The sequence below is a fragment of the Mesorhizobium sp. M0340 genome (assembly GCF_040321535.1).
Classification (GTDB): domain Bacteria; phylum Pseudomonadota; class Alphaproteobacteria; order Rhizobiales; family Rhizobiaceae; genus Mesorhizobium.
The window spans coordinates 223,464-245,161 of sequence record NZ_JAMYRR010000004.1; the positions used below are offsets into that span (position 1 = coordinate 223,464).

22 protein-coding genes and 1 pseudogene are annotated in these 21,698 nt (G+C 63.3%); 12 read left to right on the plus strand and 11 right to left on the minus strand.

Features of this window, described 5'->3' with window-relative positions; genetic code table 11:
• Positions 1–20: 20 nt before the first annotated feature.
• Together NKI79_RS07835 and NKI79_RS07840 are read left to right on the plus strand one after the other, a co-directional pair.
• A complete protein-coding gene (locus NKI79_RS07835; protein ID WP_352477033.1) occupies positions 21–809 on the plus strand; it encodes a hypothetical protein in 789 nt (262 codons plus the stop codon).
• Positions 810–1,042: 233 nt separating this feature from the next.
• Positions 1,043–2,143, plus strand: coding sequence for a GGDEF domain-containing protein (locus NKI79_RS07840; protein WP_352800846.1), 1,101 nt, complete (start codon positions 1,043–1,045; stop codon positions 2,141–2,143).
• Here the strand turns inward: NKI79_RS07840 and NKI79_RS07845 are convergent.
• On the minus strand, positions 2,113–2,364 hold the full coding sequence (locus tag NKI79_RS07845; RefSeq protein ID WP_352477031.1) for a hypothetical protein: 252 nt from the start codon (positions 2,362–2,364) through the stop codon (positions 2,113–2,115). The genes NKI79_RS07840 and NKI79_RS07845 overlap by 31 nt on opposite strands.
• A 129-nt stretch (positions 2,365–2,493) precedes the next feature.
• Between NKI79_RS07845 and dapE the strand changes: the two genes are divergently transcribed.
• Complete coding sequence (dapE, locus tag NKI79_RS07850) at positions 2,494–3,693, plus strand: succinyl-diaminopimelate desuccinylase (protein WP_352800848.1); 1,200 nt, start codon at positions 2,494–2,496, stop codon at positions 3,691–3,693.
• A 2-nt stretch (positions 3,694–3,695) separates the two neighbouring features.
• Positions 3,696–4,304 carry a transporter gene (locus tag NKI79_RS07855; protein WP_254815875.1) on the plus strand — a complete coding sequence of 203 codons (609 nt, stop codon included), beginning with the start codon at positions 3,696–3,698 and terminating at the stop codon, positions 4,302–4,304.
• Here NKI79_RS07855 and truA read toward each other — a convergent pair.
• Genes truA through def form a run of 4 tightly spaced genes read right to left on the minus strand, consistent with a single transcriptional unit; the run spans position 4,286 to position 7,042 of the window.
• A complete protein-coding gene (truA, locus tag NKI79_RS07860; RefSeq protein ID WP_352744267.1) occupies positions 4,286–5,041 on the minus strand; it encodes a tRNA pseudouridine(38-40) synthase TruA in 756 nt (251 codons plus the stop codon). The genes NKI79_RS07855 and truA overlap by 19 nt on opposite strands.
• Before the next feature lie 18 nt (positions 5,042–5,059).
• Positions 5,060–5,569, minus strand: a complete 510-nt coding sequence (locus NKI79_RS07865; protein ID WP_352455966.1) for a GNAT family N-acetyltransferase — start codon at positions 5,567–5,569, stop codon at positions 5,060–5,062.
• Positions 5,566–6,495, minus strand: coding sequence for a methionyl-tRNA formyltransferase (gene fmt, locus NKI79_RS07870; protein ID WP_352801085.1), 930 nt, complete (start codon positions 6,493–6,495; stop codon positions 5,566–5,568). The genes NKI79_RS07865 and fmt overlap by 4 nt, the downstream gene beginning before the upstream one ends.
• Positions 6,496–6,511: 16 nt before the next feature.
• Positions 6,512–7,042, minus strand: coding sequence for a peptide deformylase (gene def, locus NKI79_RS07875; RefSeq protein WP_352800851.1), 531 nt, complete (start codon positions 7,040–7,042; stop codon positions 6,512–6,514).
• Between the two features lie 103 nt (positions 7,043–7,145).
• On the opposite strand from def, the gene NKI79_RS07880 reads away from it, so the two are divergent.
• Positions 7,146–8,408, plus strand: coding sequence for a DNA recombination protein RmuC (locus NKI79_RS07880; protein ID WP_352800853.1), 1,263 nt, complete (start codon positions 7,146–7,148; stop codon positions 8,406–8,408).
• Positions 8,409–8,453: 45 nt separating this feature from the next.
• Here NKI79_RS07880 and NKI79_RS07885 read toward each other — a convergent pair whose 3' ends face one another.
• From NKI79_RS07885 to NKI79_RS07895, 3 genes are all read right to left on the minus strand, one after another.
• Complete coding sequence (locus tag NKI79_RS07885) at positions 8,454–8,858, minus strand: GFA family protein (protein ID WP_254815871.1); 405 nt, start codon at positions 8,856–8,858, stop codon at positions 8,454–8,456.
• Between the two features lie 79 nt (positions 8,859–8,937).
• A complete protein-coding gene (locus NKI79_RS07890) occupies positions 8,938–9,903 on the minus strand; it encodes a cation diffusion facilitator family transporter (RefSeq protein ID WP_352477025.1) in 966 nt (321 codons plus the stop codon).
• 122 nt (positions 9,904–10,025) lie between these two features.
• The gene (locus NKI79_RS07895) at positions 10,026–10,835 is read right to left on the minus strand and encodes a transglutaminase-like domain-containing protein (protein ID WP_352800856.1); all 810 of its coding nucleotides are present in this window, start codon (positions 10,833–10,835) and stop codon (positions 10,026–10,028) included.
• Between the two features lie 215 nt (positions 10,836–11,050).
• Between NKI79_RS07895 and NKI79_RS07900 the strand changes: the two genes are divergently transcribed.
• Positions 11,051–11,176 (plus strand): hypothetical protein, encoded by a 126-nt coding sequence (locus NKI79_RS07900; RefSeq protein ID WP_013528464.1) that lies wholly within the window; start codon positions 11,051–11,053, stop codon positions 11,174–11,176.
• A gap of 179 nt (positions 11,177–11,355) precedes the next feature.
• Here NKI79_RS07900 and NKI79_RS07905 read toward each other — a convergent pair whose 3' ends face one another.
• Entirely contained in the window at positions 11,356–11,784 is a 429-nt protein-coding gene (locus NKI79_RS07905; RefSeq protein ID WP_023718183.1) for a DUF6481 family protein, read from the minus strand.
• A 229-nt stretch (positions 11,785–12,013) separates the two neighbouring features.
• Between NKI79_RS07905 and NKI79_RS07910 the strand changes: the two are divergent.
• The 3 genes and pseudogenes from NKI79_RS07910 (at position 12,014) to NKI79_RS07920 (ending at position 15,521) form a co-directional block, all read left to right on the plus strand.
• Positions 12,014–13,067 (plus strand): annotated as a pseudogene (locus NKI79_RS07910) (LLM class flavin-dependent oxidoreductase).
• A 133-nt stretch (positions 13,068–13,200) separates the two neighbouring features.
• Positions 13,201–14,361, plus strand: coding sequence for an AI-2E family transporter (locus tag NKI79_RS07915; RefSeq protein ID WP_352477022.1), 1,161 nt, complete (start codon positions 13,201–13,203; stop codon positions 14,359–14,361).
• 158 nt (positions 14,362–14,519) lie between these two features.
• Complete coding sequence (locus tag NKI79_RS07920) at positions 14,520–15,521, plus strand: LLM class flavin-dependent oxidoreductase (RefSeq protein WP_352800859.1); 1,002 nt, start codon at positions 14,520–14,522, stop codon at positions 15,519–15,521.
• Between the two features lie 156 nt (positions 15,522–15,677).
• Here NKI79_RS07920 and NKI79_RS07925 read toward each other — a convergent pair whose 3' ends face one another.
• Complete coding sequence (locus NKI79_RS07925; RefSeq protein ID WP_352736707.1) at positions 15,678–16,301, minus strand: L,D-transpeptidase; 624 nt, start codon at positions 16,299–16,301, stop codon at positions 15,678–15,680.
• Positions 16,302–16,555: 254 nt separating this feature from the next.
• Entirely contained in the window at positions 16,556–17,575 is a 1,020-nt protein-coding gene (locus tag NKI79_RS07930) for a LacI family DNA-binding transcriptional regulator (protein ID WP_254815864.1), read from the minus strand.
• Between the two features lie 217 nt (positions 17,576–17,792).
• Between NKI79_RS07930 and NKI79_RS07935 the strand changes: the two genes are divergently transcribed.
• Genes NKI79_RS07935 through NKI79_RS07945 form a run of 3 tightly spaced genes read left to right on the plus strand, consistent with a single transcriptional unit; the run spans position 17,793 to position 21,648 of the window.
• Positions 17,793–19,376: a sugar ABC transporter ATP-binding protein gene (locus tag NKI79_RS07935; protein WP_352800862.1), complete on the plus strand. Its 1,584-nt coding sequence runs from the start codon at positions 17,793–17,795 to the stop codon at positions 19,374–19,376.
• On the plus strand, positions 19,373–20,686 hold the full coding sequence (locus NKI79_RS07940) for an ABC transporter permease (RefSeq protein ID WP_352477019.1): 1,314 nt from the start codon (positions 19,373–19,375) through the stop codon (positions 20,684–20,686). Before NKI79_RS07935 ends, NKI79_RS07940 begins: the two co-directional genes overlap by 4 nt.
• Entirely contained in the window at positions 20,683–21,648 is a 966-nt protein-coding gene (locus tag NKI79_RS07945) for a substrate-binding domain-containing protein (protein WP_254815861.1), read from the plus strand. The genes NKI79_RS07940 and NKI79_RS07945 overlap by 4 nt, the downstream gene beginning before the upstream one ends.
• The last annotated feature ends 50 nt before the right edge of the window (positions 21,649–21,698 follow it).

Here is a 21,698-nt window from a genome sequence, read left to right on the forward strand (position 1 = left end):
CGCCGATCGGACATTTCGTCATGCGCTACCGCTCGCTTGATCCGAAACTGATCCTCGAAACCGCCGAACGGCTGGAAGGGCGCGTCGCCGAGCGCTTTCCCGATGCAGGCTTGCGCGGCGTCGCCGCCGAGCTGGTGTCGCTGTCGCGCGATCTGGCAAAAGCTGCCAAGGCGCTGGAGGCGCCGATCTGGTGGCTGCGCGGCCTCATCATCGCCGCCTTCGTCGCCGGAGCGCTGATGTTCCTGTTCGTCGGCACAATCCTGCCGCTCGGCCGCATCTCGGGAAACCACGATGCCTTCCAGTCGGTGCAAGGAATCGAAGCCTCCCTCAACGTGATCATCCTCGCGGTGCTGGGCTTCCTGGCCCTGATTCGCTCCGAGGAGCGGATCAAGCGCAAGCGGGTGTTTCGCCAGCTCCACGGGTTGCGGTCGCTGATCCATGTCATCGACATGCACCAGCTGACCAAGGATCCGGCCGCACTTTCACCCAGTTTCAAGCCGACTGCCCATTCGCCAGCCCGCATCACCAACGCCGCCGACCTTGCCCGCTATCTCGACTACTGCTCCGAAATGCTGTCGATCACCGGCAAGATCGCCGCGCTGTTCGCGCAATCGGTGAATGACGCCGTGGTCATCGACGGCGTCAACGACATCGAGAACCTGGCTTCGAACCTCTCGCGAAAGATCTGGCAGAAGATCACGCTGATCGAAACCCCTCATGGGCAGCCGGCACGTGCGGCGAAGACCGATCCCGAGCCGGGTCCGCCGCGTCGGCCTGCAATCCGCAGACGACCGGGGCCGGCAAGCTAAAACCGGCGACCCGGCGGCAGATCCGCTAGAGCGACAGAGCGCGGAGTTCCGAAAGCCCGGTTTTGCGCCGGATGCTCTAAGCGAATGTTAATCACCCTGGCCCAGCATGCCGGCGAAGACTGTGTCGACCGGCACGGAGCGCTCGACTGGCAAGCGACCTATCCCTGATCACCAAGGAGCCGCGCAAAACGTGGAGCGCCGCCGCTCGCCTGTTTGCCTGGTTCTCTTCGCCAATGAAATTGGAACCGGAAGCTGTCCGCGCCCGGCTTCTCGACACCACCTTCGACCGCAAATTCGCAGTCCTGTTCGGCACCATCAGCGTTCTGTTGGTTGCGGTCAGCGCCGCTCTCGCCACCGGGGATTGGTGGCCCTACGCCTGGATTGCCGCCGACCTGATGCTTTTCACCGTCCGCGTTCTGCTGATGCGGGAATGCGAACAGGCCCGCACGCGCGGCTCGAAAGGGCCGCTGGCGGGCCTGATGGCAGCCAGCGGCGTCTGGTCGGTCGTTTTCGGCCTCGGCTGCTATGGCTGTGTTGCCAGCGGGAATATGGCGCTTTCCGTACTTGCCGCCTTGAATGTCGCAGGCGTCGTCGGCGTGGTGTCGTCACGCAATGCGGCGACCCCGCGCTTCGCCATATTCGTCATGTTGGCCGTAAGCCTGCCTTACGTGGTCGGTGCATTGTTTTCTGCGGCGCCCGGAATGCCGATCGTCGGAATTCAAACGCCGTTCTATGTGGCCGGCGTCATCATCGTGCTGCTTCAGAACCACGCAATCAATGCCCGCATGATCCGCGCCGAACTGGACAATCGCGACCTGGCCATCAAGGACGCGCTGACCGGCCTGCCAAACCGCATCTTCCTGCAGGAGAAATTGCGCGACATGTGCCGCGAGCTTGCGGCGCCGGCCGCCAATGGCGGCAAGCCGTTTGCAGTGCTCAGTATGGATCTCGACGGTTTCAAACAGGTCAACGACCGTTTTGGCCACGCCGTCGGCGACGTGCTGCTGCGCAAGGTGGCCGAACGATTGAAGCGCGGCTTCCGTCCGGGGGACGTTGTCTTCCGCATTGGTGGCGATGAATTTGTCATCCTTTTGCCCGCAACCTCGGAGATCGAGGCCACCTACCTGGCAAAGCGGGCCATCGAAAAGGTCTCGGTGCCTTTCGACCTCGGGGTCGGTTCCGCCATCCATGTCGGCCTGAGCGTCGGCAGCGCCTTCGCACCCGCCGACGGCGGCGATCCGGAAATCCTGCTCACCTGTTCCGACCATGCGCTCTACGAAGCCAAGCGCACCGGCAAGGGCCGTTACTGGGCACCTGTGCGGGCTACCATCTGACGGCGACGGCTTCCGGCGACAGGCAGGGCGATCCGCTTCTCTCCTGCCCGGCCGGCCATGCCTTGCATCGCGCCGCTCTTGACCGTTGCTTGCAGCGCCTTCTCGATGCGCGGCCGCGCCAGCAAAACCATTTTTCGCCCGGCAAGTATCGGGCAGCCGCCGGCGTAGCAGCCGATACTGCCGGCACCGGCGATTACGATTGTCTTGCCATGCGTGATCATGCGATGGCCCTGCCCTGGTCGAGAGGCCTTGCCGCAATCATACGACGTGAAAACCATAATGTCGGCGGCATGTCTGGCCCTTATGTCTGGCCGTGACAGTCCCTGCGCTTTCGACTATCGCTTTTGCCCATGACGCTGCCTACCGATCCGACCAGAAATCTGGCTGCTCTCATCCGCTGCGCTTCCGTGACGCCCGCCGAAGGCGGTGCGCTGAGCGCGCTGGAAGAAATGTTGAAGCCGCTCGGCTTTGCCGTCGAGCGCCCGGTGTTTTCCGAATCCGGCACACCTGACATAGAGAACCTTTACGCGCGGCGTTCCGGCAACGGCCCGCATCTGATGTTTGCCGGCCATACCGATGTCGTGCCGGTGGGCGATGAAACAGCCTGGACGCACCCGCCCTTTGCCGCCGACATCGCCCATGGCGAGATGTTCGGCCGCGGCGCCGTCGACATGAAGGGCGGCATTGCTTGTTTCGTCGCGGCGGTAGCGCGACACATCGCGCAGAAGGGCGGCCCGAAGGGGTCGGTCTCGCTGCTGATAACCGGCGATGAGGAAGGTCCGGCGATCAACGGCACGACGAAACTGCTCGAATGGGCGGCCGCCAAAGGCGAGAAATGGCATGCTGCGATCGTCGGCGAGCCGACCAATCCCGACGTGCTCGGCGACATGATCAAGATCGGCCGGCGCGGCTCGCTATCGGGCACGGTCGTCGTCAACGGCCGCCAGGGACACGCCGCCTATCCGCAACTGGCCGACAACCCGGTGCGCGGCCTGGTGACGCTGGTCGACGCCTTGCTTCACCCCGTCTTCGACAACGGAACAGGGGATTTCCAGCCGACCAATCTTGAGGTGACCTCCATCGATGTCGGCAATCCTGCCACCAACGTCATCCCGGCGAAGGCGGCGGCTACCTTCAATATTCGCTTCAACGACACATGGACCGCCGAGACGATCCAGGCCGAGATCCACAACCGCCTCGACCGGGCGGCGAAACGCAAGAAATACCGCGCCGGCAGGACGACGCCCGTCGACTACGAGATCGCTTGGCGCGACGGACCGAGCCACGTTTTTCTGACACGCGACGACAGGTTGATCGAGACGCTTGGCGGCTCGATCAAGGCGGTGACCGGCAGGAAGCCGGCGCTGTCCACCTCCGGCGGCACCTCCGATGCCCGCTTCATCAAGGATTATTGTCCGGTGGTCGAATTCGGCCTTGTCGGCAAGACCATGCACATGGTCGACGAACGCGTGGCGATTGCCGACCTCGAGACGCTGACGCAGATTTATCTGCGCTTCGTTGAAGACTGGTTTGCGCAGGACATATCCTAGTGATGCTTTCAGCGGATGAAACCTACGCTTCGCTTGCCGGTGCCTGGCGGCTGATGCTCGGCAAGGCCGACGGATTTCGCCTGCTCGACCTTTCGGCGGACGGATTCTGGAACTCCTTTTTTGCCATCGTCGTCGCGGCGCCGGCACTGATCGTCGGCTGGGTCGGTATTGCCAACGAGATCGGCGACCCCAACGCATTCGTCGGCCGTTTCAGCATGTTGATCCGCCTGGCCACCGTCGATATCGGCGCCTGGGTGCTGCCGCTCATAGGCCTCGCGCTGGTGGCGCCGCGGGTCGGCGTCGGCGGCCGTTTCGTCCATTATGTCGTGGCCAGCAACTGGGCCTCGGCGATCATCGCCTGGATGATGCTGCCATCGGCGTTGATCCGGCTTTTCCTGACGTCGGCCAACGAAGTCTCCGGACTCGTGTCGCTGCTGTTGTTCGCGCTGTCGATGGTCTTGACCTGGCGGATGACCAACGTTGCGATCGGCAGGGGTGCGGCGGTCGGCAGCGCCGTTTTTGCCGGCATGTTCGTGGCGTCGCTGATCGTCCTGTTCGGACTGCAGGCGCTGCTCGGGATCAGCGTTCCGGATCAGCCAGGCGTCGGATAATCGACGCCGACGAGAAACAGCCCGTCGGGCGGCGCCACCTGACCGCAGGCCGCACGGTCGCGCGCCTCAAGCGCCGCCTTGAGGTCGGCAACAGTCCAGCCGCCTTCGCCGACGCGTTTGAGCGAGCCGACCATAGAGCGCACCTGGTTGTGCAGGAATGACCGCGCCGAAGCGCGGACCTCAATGAAATCGCCCGCCCGGCTGACATCCAGCCGGTCGAGCGTGCGGACCGGGCTGGTGGCTTGGCACTGGGTCGAGCGGAAGGTGGTGAAATCATGCCGGCCAAGCAGCACCTTTGCCGCTTCGTGCATGGCCCCGGCATCGAGCTGCTTCGGTACCCACCAGATCTTGCCCTTGTCGAGCGCCGCCGGCGCGCGGCGATTGACGATGCGGTAGAGGTAATGGCGGCCGATCGCCGAGAAACGCGCATCGAAACCATCCGGCACGACGGCGGCCTTCAGGATGGCGATGCGCACCTTGGCCGCCTGCAGATGCGCGTTGACGGCGTCGCGCACCTTGTCACCGGGCCATGCCTTGATCAGATCGACATGCGCCACCTGAGCTGTCGCATGGACGCCGGCATCGGTGCGGCCGGCGGCACGCAGCGAAACCTGCTCGCCACAGAACTTCTCGATCGCCTGCTCGATCGCCTGCTGCACCGAAGGCTGGTTGGCCTGGCGCTGCCAGCCGGCGAAGAGACTGCCGTCATATTCGATGTCGAGGCGAAAACGCGGCATTCCCGGATCGAAGCGAAATCAGGCGGCGAGGGCTGAGCCGAAGGCCGAGGCGTAGACCAGCCTGCCGGTCTCCGGCGCCTCGCCCCAGGCAAGCGCCTGCAAAGCCTCGCTTTGGTAGTCGCTCTCGAATTTCGCTGCACGGGCGCGGCTGTAACCGAAACGTCCATAGTAAGCGGGATCGCCGAGCACCACGGCGAGCGTCTCGCCAGCAGCCTTCAGGCGGATATGCGCCTCGCGGACCAGCGCACCGCCGATGCCGGTGCCGTGGAACGACGGCTCGACCGCCAAAGGAGCCAAAGCCACCGCCGGGAAGCTCTTGCCGCCATTCTGCACGAACAGCCGTGAAAACAGGATATGCCCGACCACTTGCCCGTCTTCGTCCGCCACCAGTTCGACGACGGCATCACCGCCGGTGACCAGCGCGTCGACCAGTCCGGCCTCCGTCTGCTGGCCGAATGCGTGTTCTTCGACAAGGCGGATTGCCTCGCGGTCCCGCGGCGTCGCCGCGCGTATGGACATCATGCTCATGACAATTTCATTCCTTTTTCGAGCTTGGCCCCGCGCAGAAACTCCTGCGCGGCAATGGGCCTTGCGCCCGCACGCTGAACTTCGACCAGCCTGATCGCGCCTGACTCGCAGGCGACCGTCAGCCGGTCATCGAGAATTCCTCCCGGTTCGCCGGCGCCTTGCGAGAGCGTCGAGCGAAGCAGTTTCAGCCGTTCTACACGGCCGCCGATTTCGGCCTCGCACCATGCACCGGGAAAGGGCGACAAGCCGCGAATCTGGTTGTGCACGTCGCCGGCAGGTCGCAGCCAGTCTATGCGAGTCTCCGATTTATCGATTTTCTTGGCGTAGGTCACCCCCACCTCCGCCTGTGTGGTAAATGTCAGCGTATTTCGTTCCAGCCGTTCCAGCGCTTGCACCATCAGCGCAGCACCGAGGACCATCAGCCGGTCGTGCAGATCGCCGGCCGTCATGTCGGGTCCAATCGGACATTTTTCAACCATTGCCACCGGCCCGGTGTCGAGGCCTTCCTCCATCCGCATCACCATCATGCCCGTTTCGGTATCGCCGGCCATGATGGCGCGCTGGATAGGGGCAGCGCCGCGCCAGCGCGGCAACAACGATGCGTGGCCATTGAGGCAACCGAGCCGCGGCGCCTCGAGAATGGGTTTGGGCAGAAGCAGCCCGTAGGCGACGACCACGGCGACATCGGCGCGCAAGGCGCGGAACGCCTCCTGCTCCGCCTCGCCCTTCAGCGACACGGGCGTCCGCACCTCGACGCCCAACTGATCCGCCTCGCGCTGCACCGGCGACGGCGTCAGCTCGAGCCCGCGCCGGCCGCCGGCGCGCGGCGGCTGCGTATAGACGGCGGTCAACCCGTGCCCGGCCCCGGCAATCGCCCGCAGCGTCGGCACGGAGAATTCGGGCGTACCCATGAAGATGACACGCAGGGGCATTCGTCGACCCCTACCCCACCATCTTGCCCGGCGCCTTGTCCCTGGCGAGCTTTTTGAACTTCTTGACCACCATGTCGCGCTTCAGTTTTGAGATGTGGTCGATGAACAGCACGCCGTTGAGATGGTCGATCTCGTGCTGCAGGCAGGTCGCCATCAGCCCCTCGGCCTCGATCTCCTGCAGCTTGCCGTCGCGATCGAGATATTTCACCCGCACCGCCGCCGGACGCTCGACCTCGGCGTAGTAGTCAGGGATCGACAGGCAGCCTTCCTCGTAGACCGAACGCTGGTCGGCGCTTTCGAGGATTTCGGGATTGATGAAGACGTGCGGTGCCGGCGTCTCGTCCTCCTTGGCGAGGTCGATCACCAGCATGCGCAAGGGTTCGCCGACCTGGATCGCTGCGAGGCCGATGCCGGGCGCGTCATACATGGTGTCCAGCATGTCGCCGGCCAGTTTGCGCAAATCGCCATCGACACGCTCGACCGGTTTTGAAACCTGGCGCAGGACGGGATCGGGGAGGATGATAAGCGGCTTGATCGACATAGCGTCTCACCTAAGACCTCGCAGGAAAAGCGTCAACCGGGACGGCTTCGGGTCGTTCACGTTTTGATCTGTGCCGGCAGACCGAATCATCTATGCTGTCGGCATGAACGATCTGGCCACCATCCTGTCCGAACCTGTCGCCCGCCTCGGCGCCACCACGCTCACGCTCGGCCAAGCCCTGGGTTTCGGCGCAATGCTATTCCTTGGACTGTTCGTGGCGCTCGTCGTTGCGCTCTGGCGATCGGCCAAGGCGCGTGCAGTGGCGGCCGCCGAAGCCGCCGACCACGCCCGTGACGCCGAGCTGCGGATGGCCGGCATCTTGGCAAGCCAGGCGGAAATGCAGGGCCGCATGGGCGCCATCGCCGAAGTGTTCGGGGCGCGCCAGGCGGAACTGACCCAGTCGATCGGCCAGCGCCTCGATGCCATGACCGGCCGCCTGGGCCAGACCATGACCGAGCAGACGAGATCGACGCATGAGAGCCTCGCCAAGCTGCAGGAACGGCTGGCGGTTATCGATATCGCGCAAGGCAATATCCAGTCGCTGGCCGGCCAGGTCGTGCAATTGCAGGCGATCCTTTCCAACAAGCAGACGCGCGGCGCCTTCGGCCAGTCGCGCATGGAGGCCATCGTCGCCGACGGATTGCCGCACGGCGCCTATGAATTCCAGGCGACCTTGTCGAATGGCAGCCGGCCCGACTGCCTGGTGAAGATGCCGAACGGCGCGCCGTCACTTGCCATCGACGCAAAGTTTCCGCTCGAGGCGTGGAATGCCATCCGTGCCGCCGAAGGCGCCGACCTGCAGAAGTCGGCCGCACAGGCTTTCCGCCGCGACATCGAGGTGCATGTCCGGGATATTTCCGAAAAATACCTGATCCAGGGCGAGACGCAGGACACCGCCTTCATGTTCGTGCCCTCGGAATCGGTGTTCGCCGAAATCCATGAGAATTTCGAGGCCGTTGTCCAAAAGGCGCATCGATCGCGGATCGTCATCGTCTCGCCATCGCTTTTGATGCTGTCGATCCAGGTCATCCAGGCAATCCTCAAGGATGCACGCATGCGCGAGCAGGCGCACCTGATCCAGGGCGAAGTCATCCGGCTGATGGAAGATGTTTCCCGGCTCGACGAGCGGGTGCGCAAATTGCAGACGCATTTCGGTCAATCGGCCAAGGATATCGAGGACATCCTTGTCTCGACATCGAAGGTGACCCGGCGCGGACAAAAGATCGAGGCGCTGGAGTTTGGTGTACAGCCGGCGGAGGATACCGCTGGTTCGAATGGCAGCGGAGCAAAAGCGGAAAGCAGTGCGCGTGTCGCCGATTCGAAAACCGGGCAGTTGAGGCTAAGGGTCGTCGAAGGCGACGATTGAGAGCTACGCCGGAACCGGAGGCGAGCGCTTCGCCCCGGTCTGGCGCTACTGCTCCTCGATGATGGTGGTGCCTTCGAATTCCGGCAGCCAATGCAGCGCCGAGCGATGCCAGATCTGCTTTCTCGGCACCAGTTGCTCGCGCTGCCGTGCCGTGCCGACCCTGATGCCGTAAACCTTCGGTCCCTCGCCCGCCGACGTGGCGTAGAGATGCGAGCCACACTCACCGCAAAACGCCTGGGCGCGCTTGGCGCCGCTCGAACCGGTCTTGATGTAGATTTTCGGCTTGCCCTTGGTGATCCTGTAATTGTCCTCGGACGCCGGCACGGTGACGCGAAAGGCCGTTCCGGTTAGCTTCTGACAATCGATGCAGTGACAAATGGTGGTCTTTTCCGGATCAACCTCGGCCTCGTAAGTGATGGCGCCGCAATGACACCCGCCGTCGATTTTCATCTTCGTTCCTCCCGAGCTTTTGCCTGCGATCATAGCCGGGACTGCCCGACGGCGCATCGATTTCCTCAAGCCATTTTCCTTAGGCCGGTTCTTGTCCGGATGCCCCCGCCAAGGCCTTGCTCCGGCGTTCCCAGGTGCCGGTGGTCTGAGGCTTGACGAACAGCCGCGTCACCTCCGGCATCTCCGCTTTCAGCCGCGTCTCAAGGCGTTCGACGCAGGTCTCTATCTCGGGCGCCGACAAGTGGTCCTCGAACTCGATGCTCAGAGCGGCGACGATCTCCTGCGGACCCATATGCAGCGTCAGCGCGCCATTCGCCCGCTGCACCGCCGGGTCCTGCTGGACGATGTCCAATACTTTCATTTGCACCTCGGGCGAAGCCGGCTCGCCGAGCAGCAGGCTTTTGCTTTCGCGCGCCAGGAAGATCGCGGTTGCGCCCAGGATCAGCGCGATGCCGATCGACGCGGCGCCGTCGAGCTTCGGCATGTCCAGCAGTTCCGCCGCCGATATGCCGGCGAAGGCGACAACGAGGCCGAGAAGTGCCGCGCTGTCCTCGAAGAGTACGGTGTAGACGCTCGGATCCTTGCTGAGCTGCACCGCCTCGAGCCAGCCGTGGCTGCCTTTTTGGTGGCGGAACTCCTTCAGCGCCACCAGCCAAGAGGTGCCTTCGAAGAGGAAGGAAAGGCCAAGGACAGCGTAGTTCACCTTGGCGTTGGCAATCGGCTCCGGCGTCATGATGTGCGTCACGCCTTCGTAGAACGATATGCCGGCGCCCAGTGCAAAGACGAGGAGCGCAACGATGAAGCTCCAGAAGTACAGCTCGCGGCCATGGCCGAGCGGATGCGTACGGTCGGCCGGGCGCGCGGCACGGTGCATGCCGTAAAGCAGCAGGCTGCCATTGCCGGTATCGACGAGCGAGTGGACGCCTTCCGAGAGCATTGCCGAGCTGCCCGTGAACAAGGCAGCGGCGAATTTGGTCAGTGCGATCGCAAGATTTCCGGCGAGCGCCGCATAGATCACTTTTTTCGACCCGCCATGCGCCGCCACGGTGTGCTGCCTTGGTTGATGCACCGAGATTGGCGGAGCGTCCGCCCACGCTCCACAGCTCTCACAACGCCTGAAGCGCCGAGTTGTTCACAAGGTCAGTTGTTCAAAAGGGCGGCGCGGGGCTATTCGACGACCTCGTGCGTCCAGACCTTGAAGCCAGCCAGCGCGCCCGGCCCGAAAATGTGGGTCAGCGGCACATCCGCGGCATCGCGCCCGGAGGCAATCAGGATGCGGCCGATGCGCGGCGCGTTGTTGCGCGGGTCGAACGCGTGCCAGCGGCCGCCGAGGTAGACCTCCATCCAGGCGGCGAAATCCATGTCCGACCACGGCTTTGGCAGGCCGATGTCACTGATATAGCCGGTGCAGTAGCGGGTTGGAATATTCAGGGCGCGGCAGAAGGCAACAGCGAGGTGAGCAAAGTCGCGGCACACACCACTCTGCTCGCGGTAGGCCTCGGCGGCGGTGCGCGTCGGCCGTGCATTGAAATAGTTGAAGACGATGTGGTTATGGACGAAGTCGCAGACCGCCTGGACGCGCGGAATGCCGAGCGGGGTGCTGCCGAACAGCCGCCACGCTTCATTCGACAGCACGTCGCTCTCGCAATAACGGCTGGGCAGCAGGAACAGCAGCGTCTCCGACGGCAGATCGCGCACCTCGTGCTGCCACGCCGTCAGCTCGCGCGTCTCAAAGGAGCCGGGGTCGCGGATGACCGCGTCGGTGCCGAAGGCAAAGCGCCCGGCCGGCGCAACGAGACGGTTGCACCAATTGCCGAAACTGTCGCGGTAGCTCTCGATCGGCGCCGGCGGGTTCGACGTCAGAAAGTCCGGCCGCTCAAGATCGGATGCACGCGAATAATGGACATTTAGCATCGCGATCAGCGGTGTTTCCTGCGGGAAGTCGAAGCTCATCTGGCAACCGATGTGGATCCGCATTGTCGTCCTGACCGGCCTGCCTGATCATCAGCCGGCGAAACGCGAGGGCTGATGCTGCAGTGCGAAGAAGACCATGGCACGGACCACTGCGGTTTACGAGGGAATTAGAAACCGGTTGACAGCCATCGGTCAGGGCGACTGCCCGGCAGCGGCCTCTTGCAGTCGAGCGTTTTCTCTTGTTTCACTTCGCCAGACATCAACTGGAGGAACGAATCATGGCTAAGGGTGCGATGAAGGCAGGCAAGGAAGCCCGCAAGCCGAAGAAGGACGCGAAGAAACCAGCTCCGGCGCCGGCCCTGAAGGCACCGCCGGTGAAGGCGATGAAGCTGAAGGACAAGTAGGGCCGCAGCTACCGTTTCGGCTTATTTCGACCGGCCGCAAACGCGGCTGGTATGATTGTTCATTAAGCTCACGCGCATCCCCTATGGATGCGGCGAAGACAGATTTCGCGCATTCAAGAAATCGGCCGAAAGCCATCGAAACGGAGCGTTCCGATGGCTTGAATCAGTGCCGGAAGGCGTTATCGCGCGGAGAAGCCGGGTGGCGTCCTGCCGGTGCGCTGCTTGCGCGCGGCATAGCGTGCGTCACGCTTGGCCTTGCGTTCGGCCTCGTCGGCAAGAAAACGGGCGATGCGCTCGTTCTCTTCAGCTTCCCGGATCTTCGCTTCGGCCTGTGCGGCCTCTTCGGCGGCGATGCGTGCCGCTTCGGCGGCTGCCTCGCGCTCGGCCTTTTCGGCCGCTTCGCGCGCCAGCTTTTCCTGCTTCAGCCTGGCCTTTTCGGCCTCGCGTATCGCGCGGGCCTCGAGGATCGCCTTGCGCTCGGCCTGTCGTGCCAGCACCGCTGGATCATCTGCCGCCGGCTTTGCCTTGAAGCGCTCCAGAAGCGCCTTCTTTGCCTCGTTCGCGGCATTGCGCCGCTCGAAAACGTCTTTTTCCCTATAGATAGCCAAGTCCACTTCCCTGAAGTCAATTTGCGAGGCTTACATACGCGTGAAAACCGAGAGTTCAAGCGCCAAAACGGTATGCCAGCCATGAAATTCTGATCTGTTGCAGCCGGGAGACGCCATTTCGATTGAATTCGGCTGAAAGGCACCCGCACTGTTCACCATCCAGCCATCTGGCGGGGCGGCGGACTGATCGCTACCTGTAGCGCCAGGACAAACGCTGGGATGACACGCTATGGAACTCGGTCTCTACACTTTCGCCGACGTCAGCCCGGAACCGGGTCCCGGTGCGATTGGTGCGCACGAGCGGCTGCGCAATTTGATCGAGGAGATCGAGCTCGCCGACCAGGTCGGGCTGGACGTCTTTGGTCTCGGCGAGCACCACCGTCCCGACTACGCTGCCTCCGCTCCGGTGGTGGCACTGGCGGCGGCCGCCGAACGAACCAGGCGCATAAGGCTGACCAGCGCTGTCACCGTGCTGTCGTCCGACGATCCGGTGCGCGTCTTCCAGCAGTTTGCTACCCTCGACCTTCTGTCCGGCGGCCGGGCGGAGATCATGGCCGGGCGCGGCTCGTTCATCGAGTCGTTTCCGCTGTTCGGCTACAATCTCGAAGATTATGACGAGCTCTTTGCCGAGAAGCTCGACCTGCTGCTCGCCATCCGCGATCATGTCAAGGTGACCTGGTCGGGCAGTCTGCGCGCTCCGATCAATGATCGCGCCCCGGCCCTTGCAGGACAAATTGCCGATCTGGATCGCCGTCGGTGGAACACCGCAATCCGTCGCCCGCGCCGGCGTGCTCGGGTTGCCGCTGGCACTGGCGATCATCGGTGGCGAGCCGGCGCGGTTCGCACCGCTGTTCGACATCTACAGGGATGCAGCCAGACGCGCCGGCAACGATCCGGCAAGCCTTGCCACCAGTCTCAACGTGCACGGCTTCATCGCGGACAGCACGGACCAGGCAGCCGACGATTTTTACGGGCCGCAGGCCGAGGTGATGAACCGTATCGGCCGCGAGCGCGGCTGGGGGCCGACATCGCGGGCGCATTTCGACCAATCGCGCGGCCCAAACGGCGCGCTGTTCGTCGGCAATCCAGAACAGGTGGCCGAGAAGATCATTGCCCAGCACAGGATATTCGGCAACGACCGCTTCCTGCTGCAAATGGCGATCGGCACCATGCCGCACGCCAAGGTGATGAAGGCCATCGAACTCTACGGCACCAAGGTGGCGCCGATCGTGCGCCGGGAAACTGCGAGGGCCGTTCCCGCCGTGGCGGCGCCGGTTGCCTGATTCCCAGTCACCTGATTCATTGCCAAGGCCGCGAGGCGGCCTTGCCGGTGACGCCGGCTAACGGAACCTTGAAGCGACAGAGGCGTTTTCGCCAACGGTCTGCACCAATCGCGGTGTGCCGCCGAGGGTCAGAATGAAAGCCGAACCCGCCGCTTCGGGCGCAAGCGCTGCCGAAAGCCCGGATCCGCGCGTCGAGGCGCGGGCGGATGCGCATCTGATGCGTTCGCTGCTCGTCGGCATCTTCATCCTCATGGCGATCTACGCGCTTTACTTCGCCCGCGCCTTCTTCATGCCGGTCATTCTGGCTTTCCTGCTGGCGCTGACGCTGACGCCGATCGTTCGCTTCCTGCGCAAGCATGGCATGCCCGATGTCATTTCGGCGACACTGCTGGTGCTGCTTTCGTTCTGCCTCGTCGCCGTCGCGGGATATCTGCTCAGCGGCCCGGTCATCGACCTCATCAACAACACCTCGACGATCGGCCAGCAGCTTACCGAACGTCTGGCACAACTGCGCCGTCCGTTCGAGCGGATCGTGGAGATTTCGCGCCAGATCGAGGGCCTGACACAGACATCCCAGGAGCCGGGCGTTCAGCGGGTGGCGATGGCGCCATCCGGTATTCTCTCGCAGGCGGCCGGCAATGTGCTGTCGGCTGGCGTCAGCGTTACCATCGTCTTCGTCCTGTCGCTGTTCCTGCTCGCCTCGGGCACGATGTTCTATGAAAAGATCGTCCAGTCCTTCCCCAGTCTCAGCGAAAAGAAGCGGGCGCTACGCGTCGTCTACGACGTCGAACGTGAAATCTCGCATTATCTGCTTACCGTCACGGTGATCAATACATGTCTCGGCATTGTCATCGGGCTCGGCCTTTGGGCGCTCGGCGTGCCCAACGCGCAGGTCTGGGGCGCGGCAGCGGCTCTGCTCAATTTCCTGCCTTATATCGGGGCGCTGACCACCATCACGCTGGTCACGATCATCGCGCTGATCAGCTTCGACACGATTTCCTATGCGCTGCTGGCGCCGGCCTTCGTCCTTATGTGCGATGTCGTCGAAGGCCAGTTCGTGACGCCGACGGTCGTCGGCCGCCGTCTTGAGATCAACGCAGTGGCGATCCTCATCGCCATCGCCTTCTGGTCCTGGCTGTGGGGTTTCGTCGGCGCGTTGCTGGCGGTGCCGCTGCTGGTCGTGATCAAGGTGTTCTGCGATCATTTCGACGGCCTCAGTCATGTCGGCAATTTCCTCGCGGCGCAGCATACGGCGGTGATCGAGGACGAAGAAATTCACGAGGCGAAAAAGTAGCGGCTTAAAGGGTCAAAAGCGTCCCCCCGATTGGGGCGGATCACGACCTTGCATCGGTCGCACGTCCGTTGTGCCTGCAGTGCTCAATCAACATTTTGAATTTGCCGCCTCGGCAACGGCTTCCTACATCCGTTCGGCCCACAGGAAACCCCGCGCCGATGACCGCTCTTTCCGTTCTCGACCTGTCGCCGATCGTCGAAGGCAGCAACGCTTCGCAGTCACTCGCCAATTCGCTCGATCTCGCCCGCCATGCCGAGCGGCTGGGATATAAGCGCTACTGGCTGGCTGAACATCACAACATGCCGGGCATCGCCAGCGCCGCCACCTCCGTTGTCATTGCCCATGTCGCCGGAGGTACCCGTACGATACGCGTCGGCGCCGGCGGTATCATGCTGCCCAATCATTCGCCGCTGGTCATCGCCGAGCAGTTCGGCACGCTCAACGCTCTGCATCCCGGTCGCATCGATCTCGGCCTCGGGCGGGCGCCCGGCACCGACATGGCCACGGCACGGGCGCTGCGCCGCAACCTCGATGCTGGCGCCGACAATTTCCCGCAGGACGTCGTCGAGCTGATGGGTTACTTCCAGCCGGCCGAAGACGGCCAACGCATCCGCGCGGTGCCCGGCGAAGGCGAAAAGGTGCCGATCTGGATTCTCGGTTCCAGCCTCTACGGCGCGCAGCTTGCCGCCATGCTCGGCCTGCCCTACGCCTTCGCTTCGCATTTTGCGCCGGCCGAGCTCGACCATGCGCTGGAGATCTACCGCTCGCGTTTCCAGCCTTCGGAGCAGCTCGACAGGCCCTATGTGATGCTCGGCCTCAATGTCTTCGCCGCTTCTTCCGATGCCGAGGCGCGGCTTCTGTTCACCTCGCTGCAGCAGGCCTTCGTCAATCTGCGCACCGGCCGGCCCGGCCGATTGCCGCCGCCTGTCGAAGGATATGAGCGCGACCTCGATCCAATGGCCAAGACCATGCTCGGCCAAGCGCTTTCCTGCGCCGTCGTCGGCTCTCCCGAAACGGTCAGGCAAGGCATCGAGGCCTTCGTGCGCCGCACCGGCGCCGACGAGCTGATGGTCACAGCGCAGATTTTCGACCATGCGGCGCGGGTGCGCTCGTTCGAGATCCTGGCCGACGCTCACGAATCGCTGTCGGAAGCTGCCTGAGAGTTGGTTCGCCACTTGCCACTGTTGCGGGCAAGGCCGGCCTTAGGCAGGGAACATCGCGAACCGGTGCGCGAAGACATAGCGAACATTTCCCGCGTTTTACGCGGAGGTTTTCGATCCGTCATGCTCGTCCGTTTGCGGGAAACGCGGCGTCCACTAAACGACGATCACCTTGGTGCCGATTGTGGCGCGGTCATAGAGATCGATGATGTCCTGGTTCATGAGGCGAATGCAGCCCGCCGACACAGCTTTGCCGATGGACCACCATTCAGGGCTACCGTGCAGGCGATATCCAGTGTCACCTTTCTCGTTAAAAAGATAGAGCGCCCGCGCCCCGAGCGGGTTCATGAGTCCGCCCTCCATATGGGCCGGTATGATGCGGCCTCGCTTCTGCTCGCGCACGATCATCGCAGACGGCGCGCTCCAATCCGGCCATTCGCGCTTCCTCGCAACGTGAGCAGTGCCATGCCACTCGAAGCCCGCCTTGCCAACGCCGATTCCGTAGCGCAGCGCCTGACCGTCTCCCAACACGTAGTAGAGGAACTTCGCTCCTGTATCGACAATGATGGTGCCCGGCGCCTCTTCAGTCGCATAAGGTACTGTCTGCCGATGGAACTTTGGGTCAACCTTGTAGATCGGAACCGGCGGAACGCGAAAACCGGCGTCGGTGAGGCCGCCATAGGCCGAGGGGAAAGTCTTTAATGCGCCGCCGGTAGTGCAGCCGAAGAATACGGCCATCCCAGCAAGAACCAGCCCGATTAGGATCGATTTCACGCGCATGACTCAAGCCGGCGCCCGTGTGAACGATCAGCCGCATCTCGTCATATTCCTAATCCGACATGCTTCGATTGCCAAGATTTTCCTGACTGTCGGCTGGCTGATCGTTGGCCACTTGGCTCGATCGGCGCCGCGTCCTTCCATTGCTCGGTTTTCGAACGACGAACGCCCGTAGTGGCTGCGAAGGCCCGGGTCGGCAGGACAGGGGGAGCGCTGGTCCGTCCGGCATTGCAAAGTTTCTGAACGGAGCCCAAGCGCTACGCGCTGACGCTCTGCGCAGTCGCACCTAGCGGACGGCATGAATTGCGGATCATCAGGCGACCCTTGAGCGTCAGCTTGCGCGGCGGCGCATCCCTGTTTCCGGCGAGCCGGTCGAGCAGCAGATTGGCCGCCTGTTCGCCAATCGCCTGCACCGGCTGGGCGACCGTGGTCAATTGCGGCCGGAACACATCCGACCACGGAAAGTCGTCGAAGCAGGCGACCGAAATATCCTCCGGACAGGACAGGCCGATATCGCGAATGGCCTTCATCGTGCCGATCACCATCGGGTTGTTGGCCGAAAAGATGGCGCTCGGCCGGTCGTGCAGCGAAAGCAGCTGCATGGTGGCGTTGTAGCCGTCGACTTCATGGAAGTTGCCGAAGCGGACGAGCTCGGGCTCGGCCGGCAGGCCGGCGGCCTGGAGGGCCTCGCGGTATCCCGCCATGCGGTCATGCATCGGCGAGATATCGAACGAGCCGGAGATGTAGCCGATGCGCCGATGGCCGAGATCGATCAGGTAGGTGATGGCGTCGAACACCGCGCGCTGATTGTCGAGAACGACGGCATCGGTATCGACACCCTGGCAAACACGGTCGAGCAGCACGACCGGCACGTTGGCGTCGTCGACAATCCGTTTGAGGATCGCGCCGTCGCCGACACGCGCGACGATCAGTCCGTCGACCATGCGGTCGAGCAGCAGTCTGATCTGGTCGTCCTGCGTGTTGAGGTGCTCGTCGGTGCAGCACAGCATTACGGCGTAGCCGGCCCTGTCGAAAGCCTGCTGGATGACCGAAACCACGTCGGTGAAGAACGGGTTGGTGATGTGGGGGACGGTGAGCCCGATGGTGCGTGTGGTGCCCATCTTCAGGCTGCGGGCGATGGCATTGCGCTTATAGCCGATGTCGCGGATCGCCTGTTCGATGCGCTGGCTGAGCTCGGGGCTGACGGTCGCGGTGCCGTTGATCAGCGCCGATACCGTGGCCACGGAAACGCGCGCGGCCTCGGCCACGTGAAGCATGGTCGGAGCAGTGAATTTGCGCTGCTTTTTTCGTCCTGACGCTGTCATTTTCGAAACGTTTCACCACTCCACGGCAGCAATACGTACGGAATCTTATGATTTTGCGCAAGAATTGAAATGGAACAATCTCGGACTCCAGATATTGCCTTGACATGATCGAAACGTTTAGATTAGCGTTTGAGGTGTTCGGTGGCGACGGAGGGAGGCCGTCCTTGTCATGCAGCACGGCAATTCCATCCCTGCGCAAGGCGTTGTGGCGGACGGCTCGGCTATCGTGCTGAGCGCCGAGCACATCTCCAAGTCCTTCGGTGGCATCGCCGCGCTTGTCGATGTCGATTTCGAACTGCGGCGCGGCGAGGTCCATGCGCTGATGGGCGAGAACGGCGCCGGCAAGTCGACGCTGATGAAGATCCTGTCCGGCGTCTATACGGACTATAACGGAACGGTCAGTATCGATGGCGATGCGGTGCGCTTTGCCGGCGTCCGCGAAGCCGAGCGCGCCGGCATCGCCATCATCCACCAGGAGCTGAATCTCGTCCCCGAACTCAGCGTCGCCGACAATATCTTTCTCGGCCGCGAGAAGCTGATCGCCGGGCTGATCGTCGACCGCAAGGCGAGCAGCCGCGCTGCCGGCGCGCTGCTGCAAAGGCTCGGCATCGAGCTCGATCCGGATGCGCGCGTCGGTGCCTTGCGCGTCGGCGAACAGCAACTGGTCGAGATCGCCAAGGCGCTGTCGATGTCGGCACGCATTCTGATCATGGACGAGCCGACCTCGGCGCTTTCGCCAGCCGAATGCCAGCGGCTGTTCCGCATCATCCGCCAGCTCGCCGACAGCGGCGTGGCGATCGTCTACATTTCGCACCGCATCGACGAAGTCATGCATCTGGCCAGCCGGGTCACCGTGTTCCGCGATGGACGCCACGTCCTGACGCGGGCGATGGACAAGCTCGACGAAGACGCCATAATTTCTGCGATGGTCGGGCGAAACCTGCTGGCTTCCTCCCAGGAGCACCGCGTCCCCGGTGTCAACACCGTCCTTTCCGTAAGCGAGCTGTCGCTGTCGAAACCCAATCGCCATGGCTGGCGCGCCGTGCTCGACGGCGTCAGTTTCGATCTTGCCGCAGGTGAAATCCTGGGTATCGGCGGGCTGCTGGGCTCGGGCCGGACCGAAATCCTGGAAACCATCTTCGGGTCCAGCGGCGGACGTGCCGGCGGTGAGATCAGGCTCGATGGCGAGGTGGTAGAAATCCGTTCGCCGCGCGATGCGCGCCGGCTCGGCATCGCCCTGGTCACGGAAGACCGCAAGACGCAAGGCCTGCATCTCGAGGCCTCGATCACCGACAATGTCGCGCTGCCGCTGGTCGGTGCGCTGGCGCGGTTCGGCCTGCGCTCGCTGGCCGGTGAGCAAGGGCTGGCACGGGACGCCGTCAAGGCGCTCGGCATTCGCTGCGAGACCGTCGAGCAGCCGGCCGGCACGCTGTCCGGCGGCAACCAGCAGAAGGTCGTCATCGGCAAATGGCTGGCGACGAGGCCGCGGGTGCTGCTGCTCGACGAGCCGACGCGCGGCATCGATGTCGGCGCCAAGCGGGAAATCTACGATCTCATCATCAAGCTGGCGCGAGACGGGCTGGCGATCGCGGTAATCAGCTCGGAATTGCCGGAGCTGCTGCATCTTTCCGACCGTATCCTGGTCATGGCCGACGGCCGCCAGACGGGAATCCTGTCCCGCGCGCAAGCCAGTGAGGAGGCCATCATGCGGCTTGCGGCGCCGCGACGGACGATGACGAGGCCTGCCGCATGAGCATTTTGCATATCCTGTCCCGGACGAAGCTCTATTGGGGCCTGATCGCCATCTTCCTGATCGGCGTGCTCGGCTCGCCGATCAGCTCCAAGGGCAACAACATTTTCCTGTCCTACGGCAACCTGCTCGACGTGCTGCGCCAGGTGTCGACCACGGGCCTGATTGCCACCGGCATGACGGCCGTGATCATTACCGGCGGTATCGACCTTTCCGTCGGCTCGCTGATGGCGATCTGTACGGTGGTCTGTGCCATGCTGCTGACGGTCCCCGGCGTGACGCCGGCGGTGGTGCTTGGGGTGCCGACAGTTGCCGTGGCAGCCCTTTGCCTCGGCATTCTCGTCACTCGTTTCATCCTGCTGAACGTCGAAAAATCCCGTGCCGGCGCGCAGGCGACGCACGACATCAGGCTGGACAGCGTTCGCGGGCTGGTGACGCCCGGCATTGTCGGGGTGATCCTGTGCAGTCTGGTGCTGTGGTTCCTGCTGCCGCAGGTAGGCTCAAAATTCGGCGTGCTCGGCGTGCTGCTGGTGGCGCCTTGCGTCGGCCTGCTGTTCGGCGCGCTCAACGGCTTCATCATCGTCGCGGGGCGGCTGCAGCCCTTCATCGTGACGCTGGCGATGATGGTTACTGCGCTCGGCATCGCCCGGCTGACAGCCGGCCAGAACAATGCGGTGCTGCCGGTCTATACCGGCTCGAACGCCACGGCCGATTTCGAAATGCTGCGCTCGCTGGTATTCGGCGTGATCCCGATGCCGGGCCTGTTCTTCCTCGGCGCCATCCTGATCTACGGCGCCGTGCTGCGCTTCACCCCGTTCGGCCGCTATGTCTATGCAATCGGCGGCAATGAGGAGGCGGCGCGGCTGTCGGGCATCGCCGCAGGCCGCGTGAAGATCGCCACCTATGCCGTGTCAGGGCTGCTGGCCGGCATCGCGGCGGTGCTCTATGTCGCGCAGTACCGGCAAGGCAAGCCGGACGCCGGCGCCGGCCTGGAGCTCGACGCGATTGCCGCCGTGGTCATCGGCGGCACCAGCCTGATGGGCGGACGCGGCAGCCTCACCGGGACGTTCTGCGGCGTGCTGATCTTCGGGCTGCTCTCCAACATCCTGCAGCTGCACAACATCAATTCGAACCTTCAGCTGGTGCTGAAGGGGATGATCATCATCGGTACCGTGCTCGTACAGGAGCGCAATGCCGGTGATCTTCTCTTCTATCTGCGGCTGCCCGGTGGGCAAGCGCACAAGGAAACGGCCGCGGCAAAGCGGCCGTCGCAAGAGACCGCGTCTCTGAATATTGGAGGAAACAAGAAATGAAACGACGTGAATTGTTGAAGCTCGCCGGGCTGACAGCGGCACTCCTGACCACGACCGCCATGCTTGCCGGCGGCGCCCATGCGCAGGACAAGAAGTGGAAGATCGGCTTCTCGCAGGTGACGACCATCGAACCCTGGCGGGCTCAGTTCAACAAGGACATCCTGGCCGAAGCGGCCAAGCATCCGGAAGTCGAACTGATCATCACCGACGGCGAGGACAAGACCGAGAAGCAGGTGGCCGACGTCGAGAACCTGATCCGTCAGGAGGTCGATGCGCTCTTGGTATCGCCGAAAGAATCCGCCGGTCTGACCGGTGTCGTGCAGCAGGCGATCGATGCGAAGATCCCGGTCTTCGTGCTCGACCGCAACGTCGAAACCAATGACTACACGCAGTTCGTCGGTGGCGACAACAAGCTGATCGGCCGGGCTGCCGGTGAATATGCCGTCGAGCTGCTTGGGGGCAAGGGCAAGGCCGCCGGCAACGTCGTCGAGATCTGGGGCGGCATGGGCACCCAGCCGGCACACGATCGCCATGACGGCTTCCATGAATTCACCGACAAGGAGCCGGGCATAAAATATCTGCTCGACCAGCAGTCGGGCGACTGGAAGCAGGACCAGGCCTACAACATCATGGCGACCGCGTTGCGCAACAACGAGAAGATCGATCTTGTCTACGGCCATAATGATCCGATGGCCTATGGTGCCTATCTTGCCGCCAAGGACGTCGGACGTGAGAAGGACATCAAGTTCATCGGCATCGACGGCCTGCCCAATGAAGGCGTGCAGCTGGTCGCCAATGGCGAACTGACGGCGACGTTCACTTATGTGACGCCGGGCGCCGAAGGGCTGCGGCAGGCGATCAAGTTCCTGAACGGGGAGAAGGTGGAAAAGACCATCACCCTGCCGACGCAGAAGATCACCAAGGAAAATGCCGCCCAGATACTGAAGGACAACGGCCTCTGAGACGAGGCCTTCCTGCCGGGCGTTCAGCGCCCGGCAGGAACAACAATCAA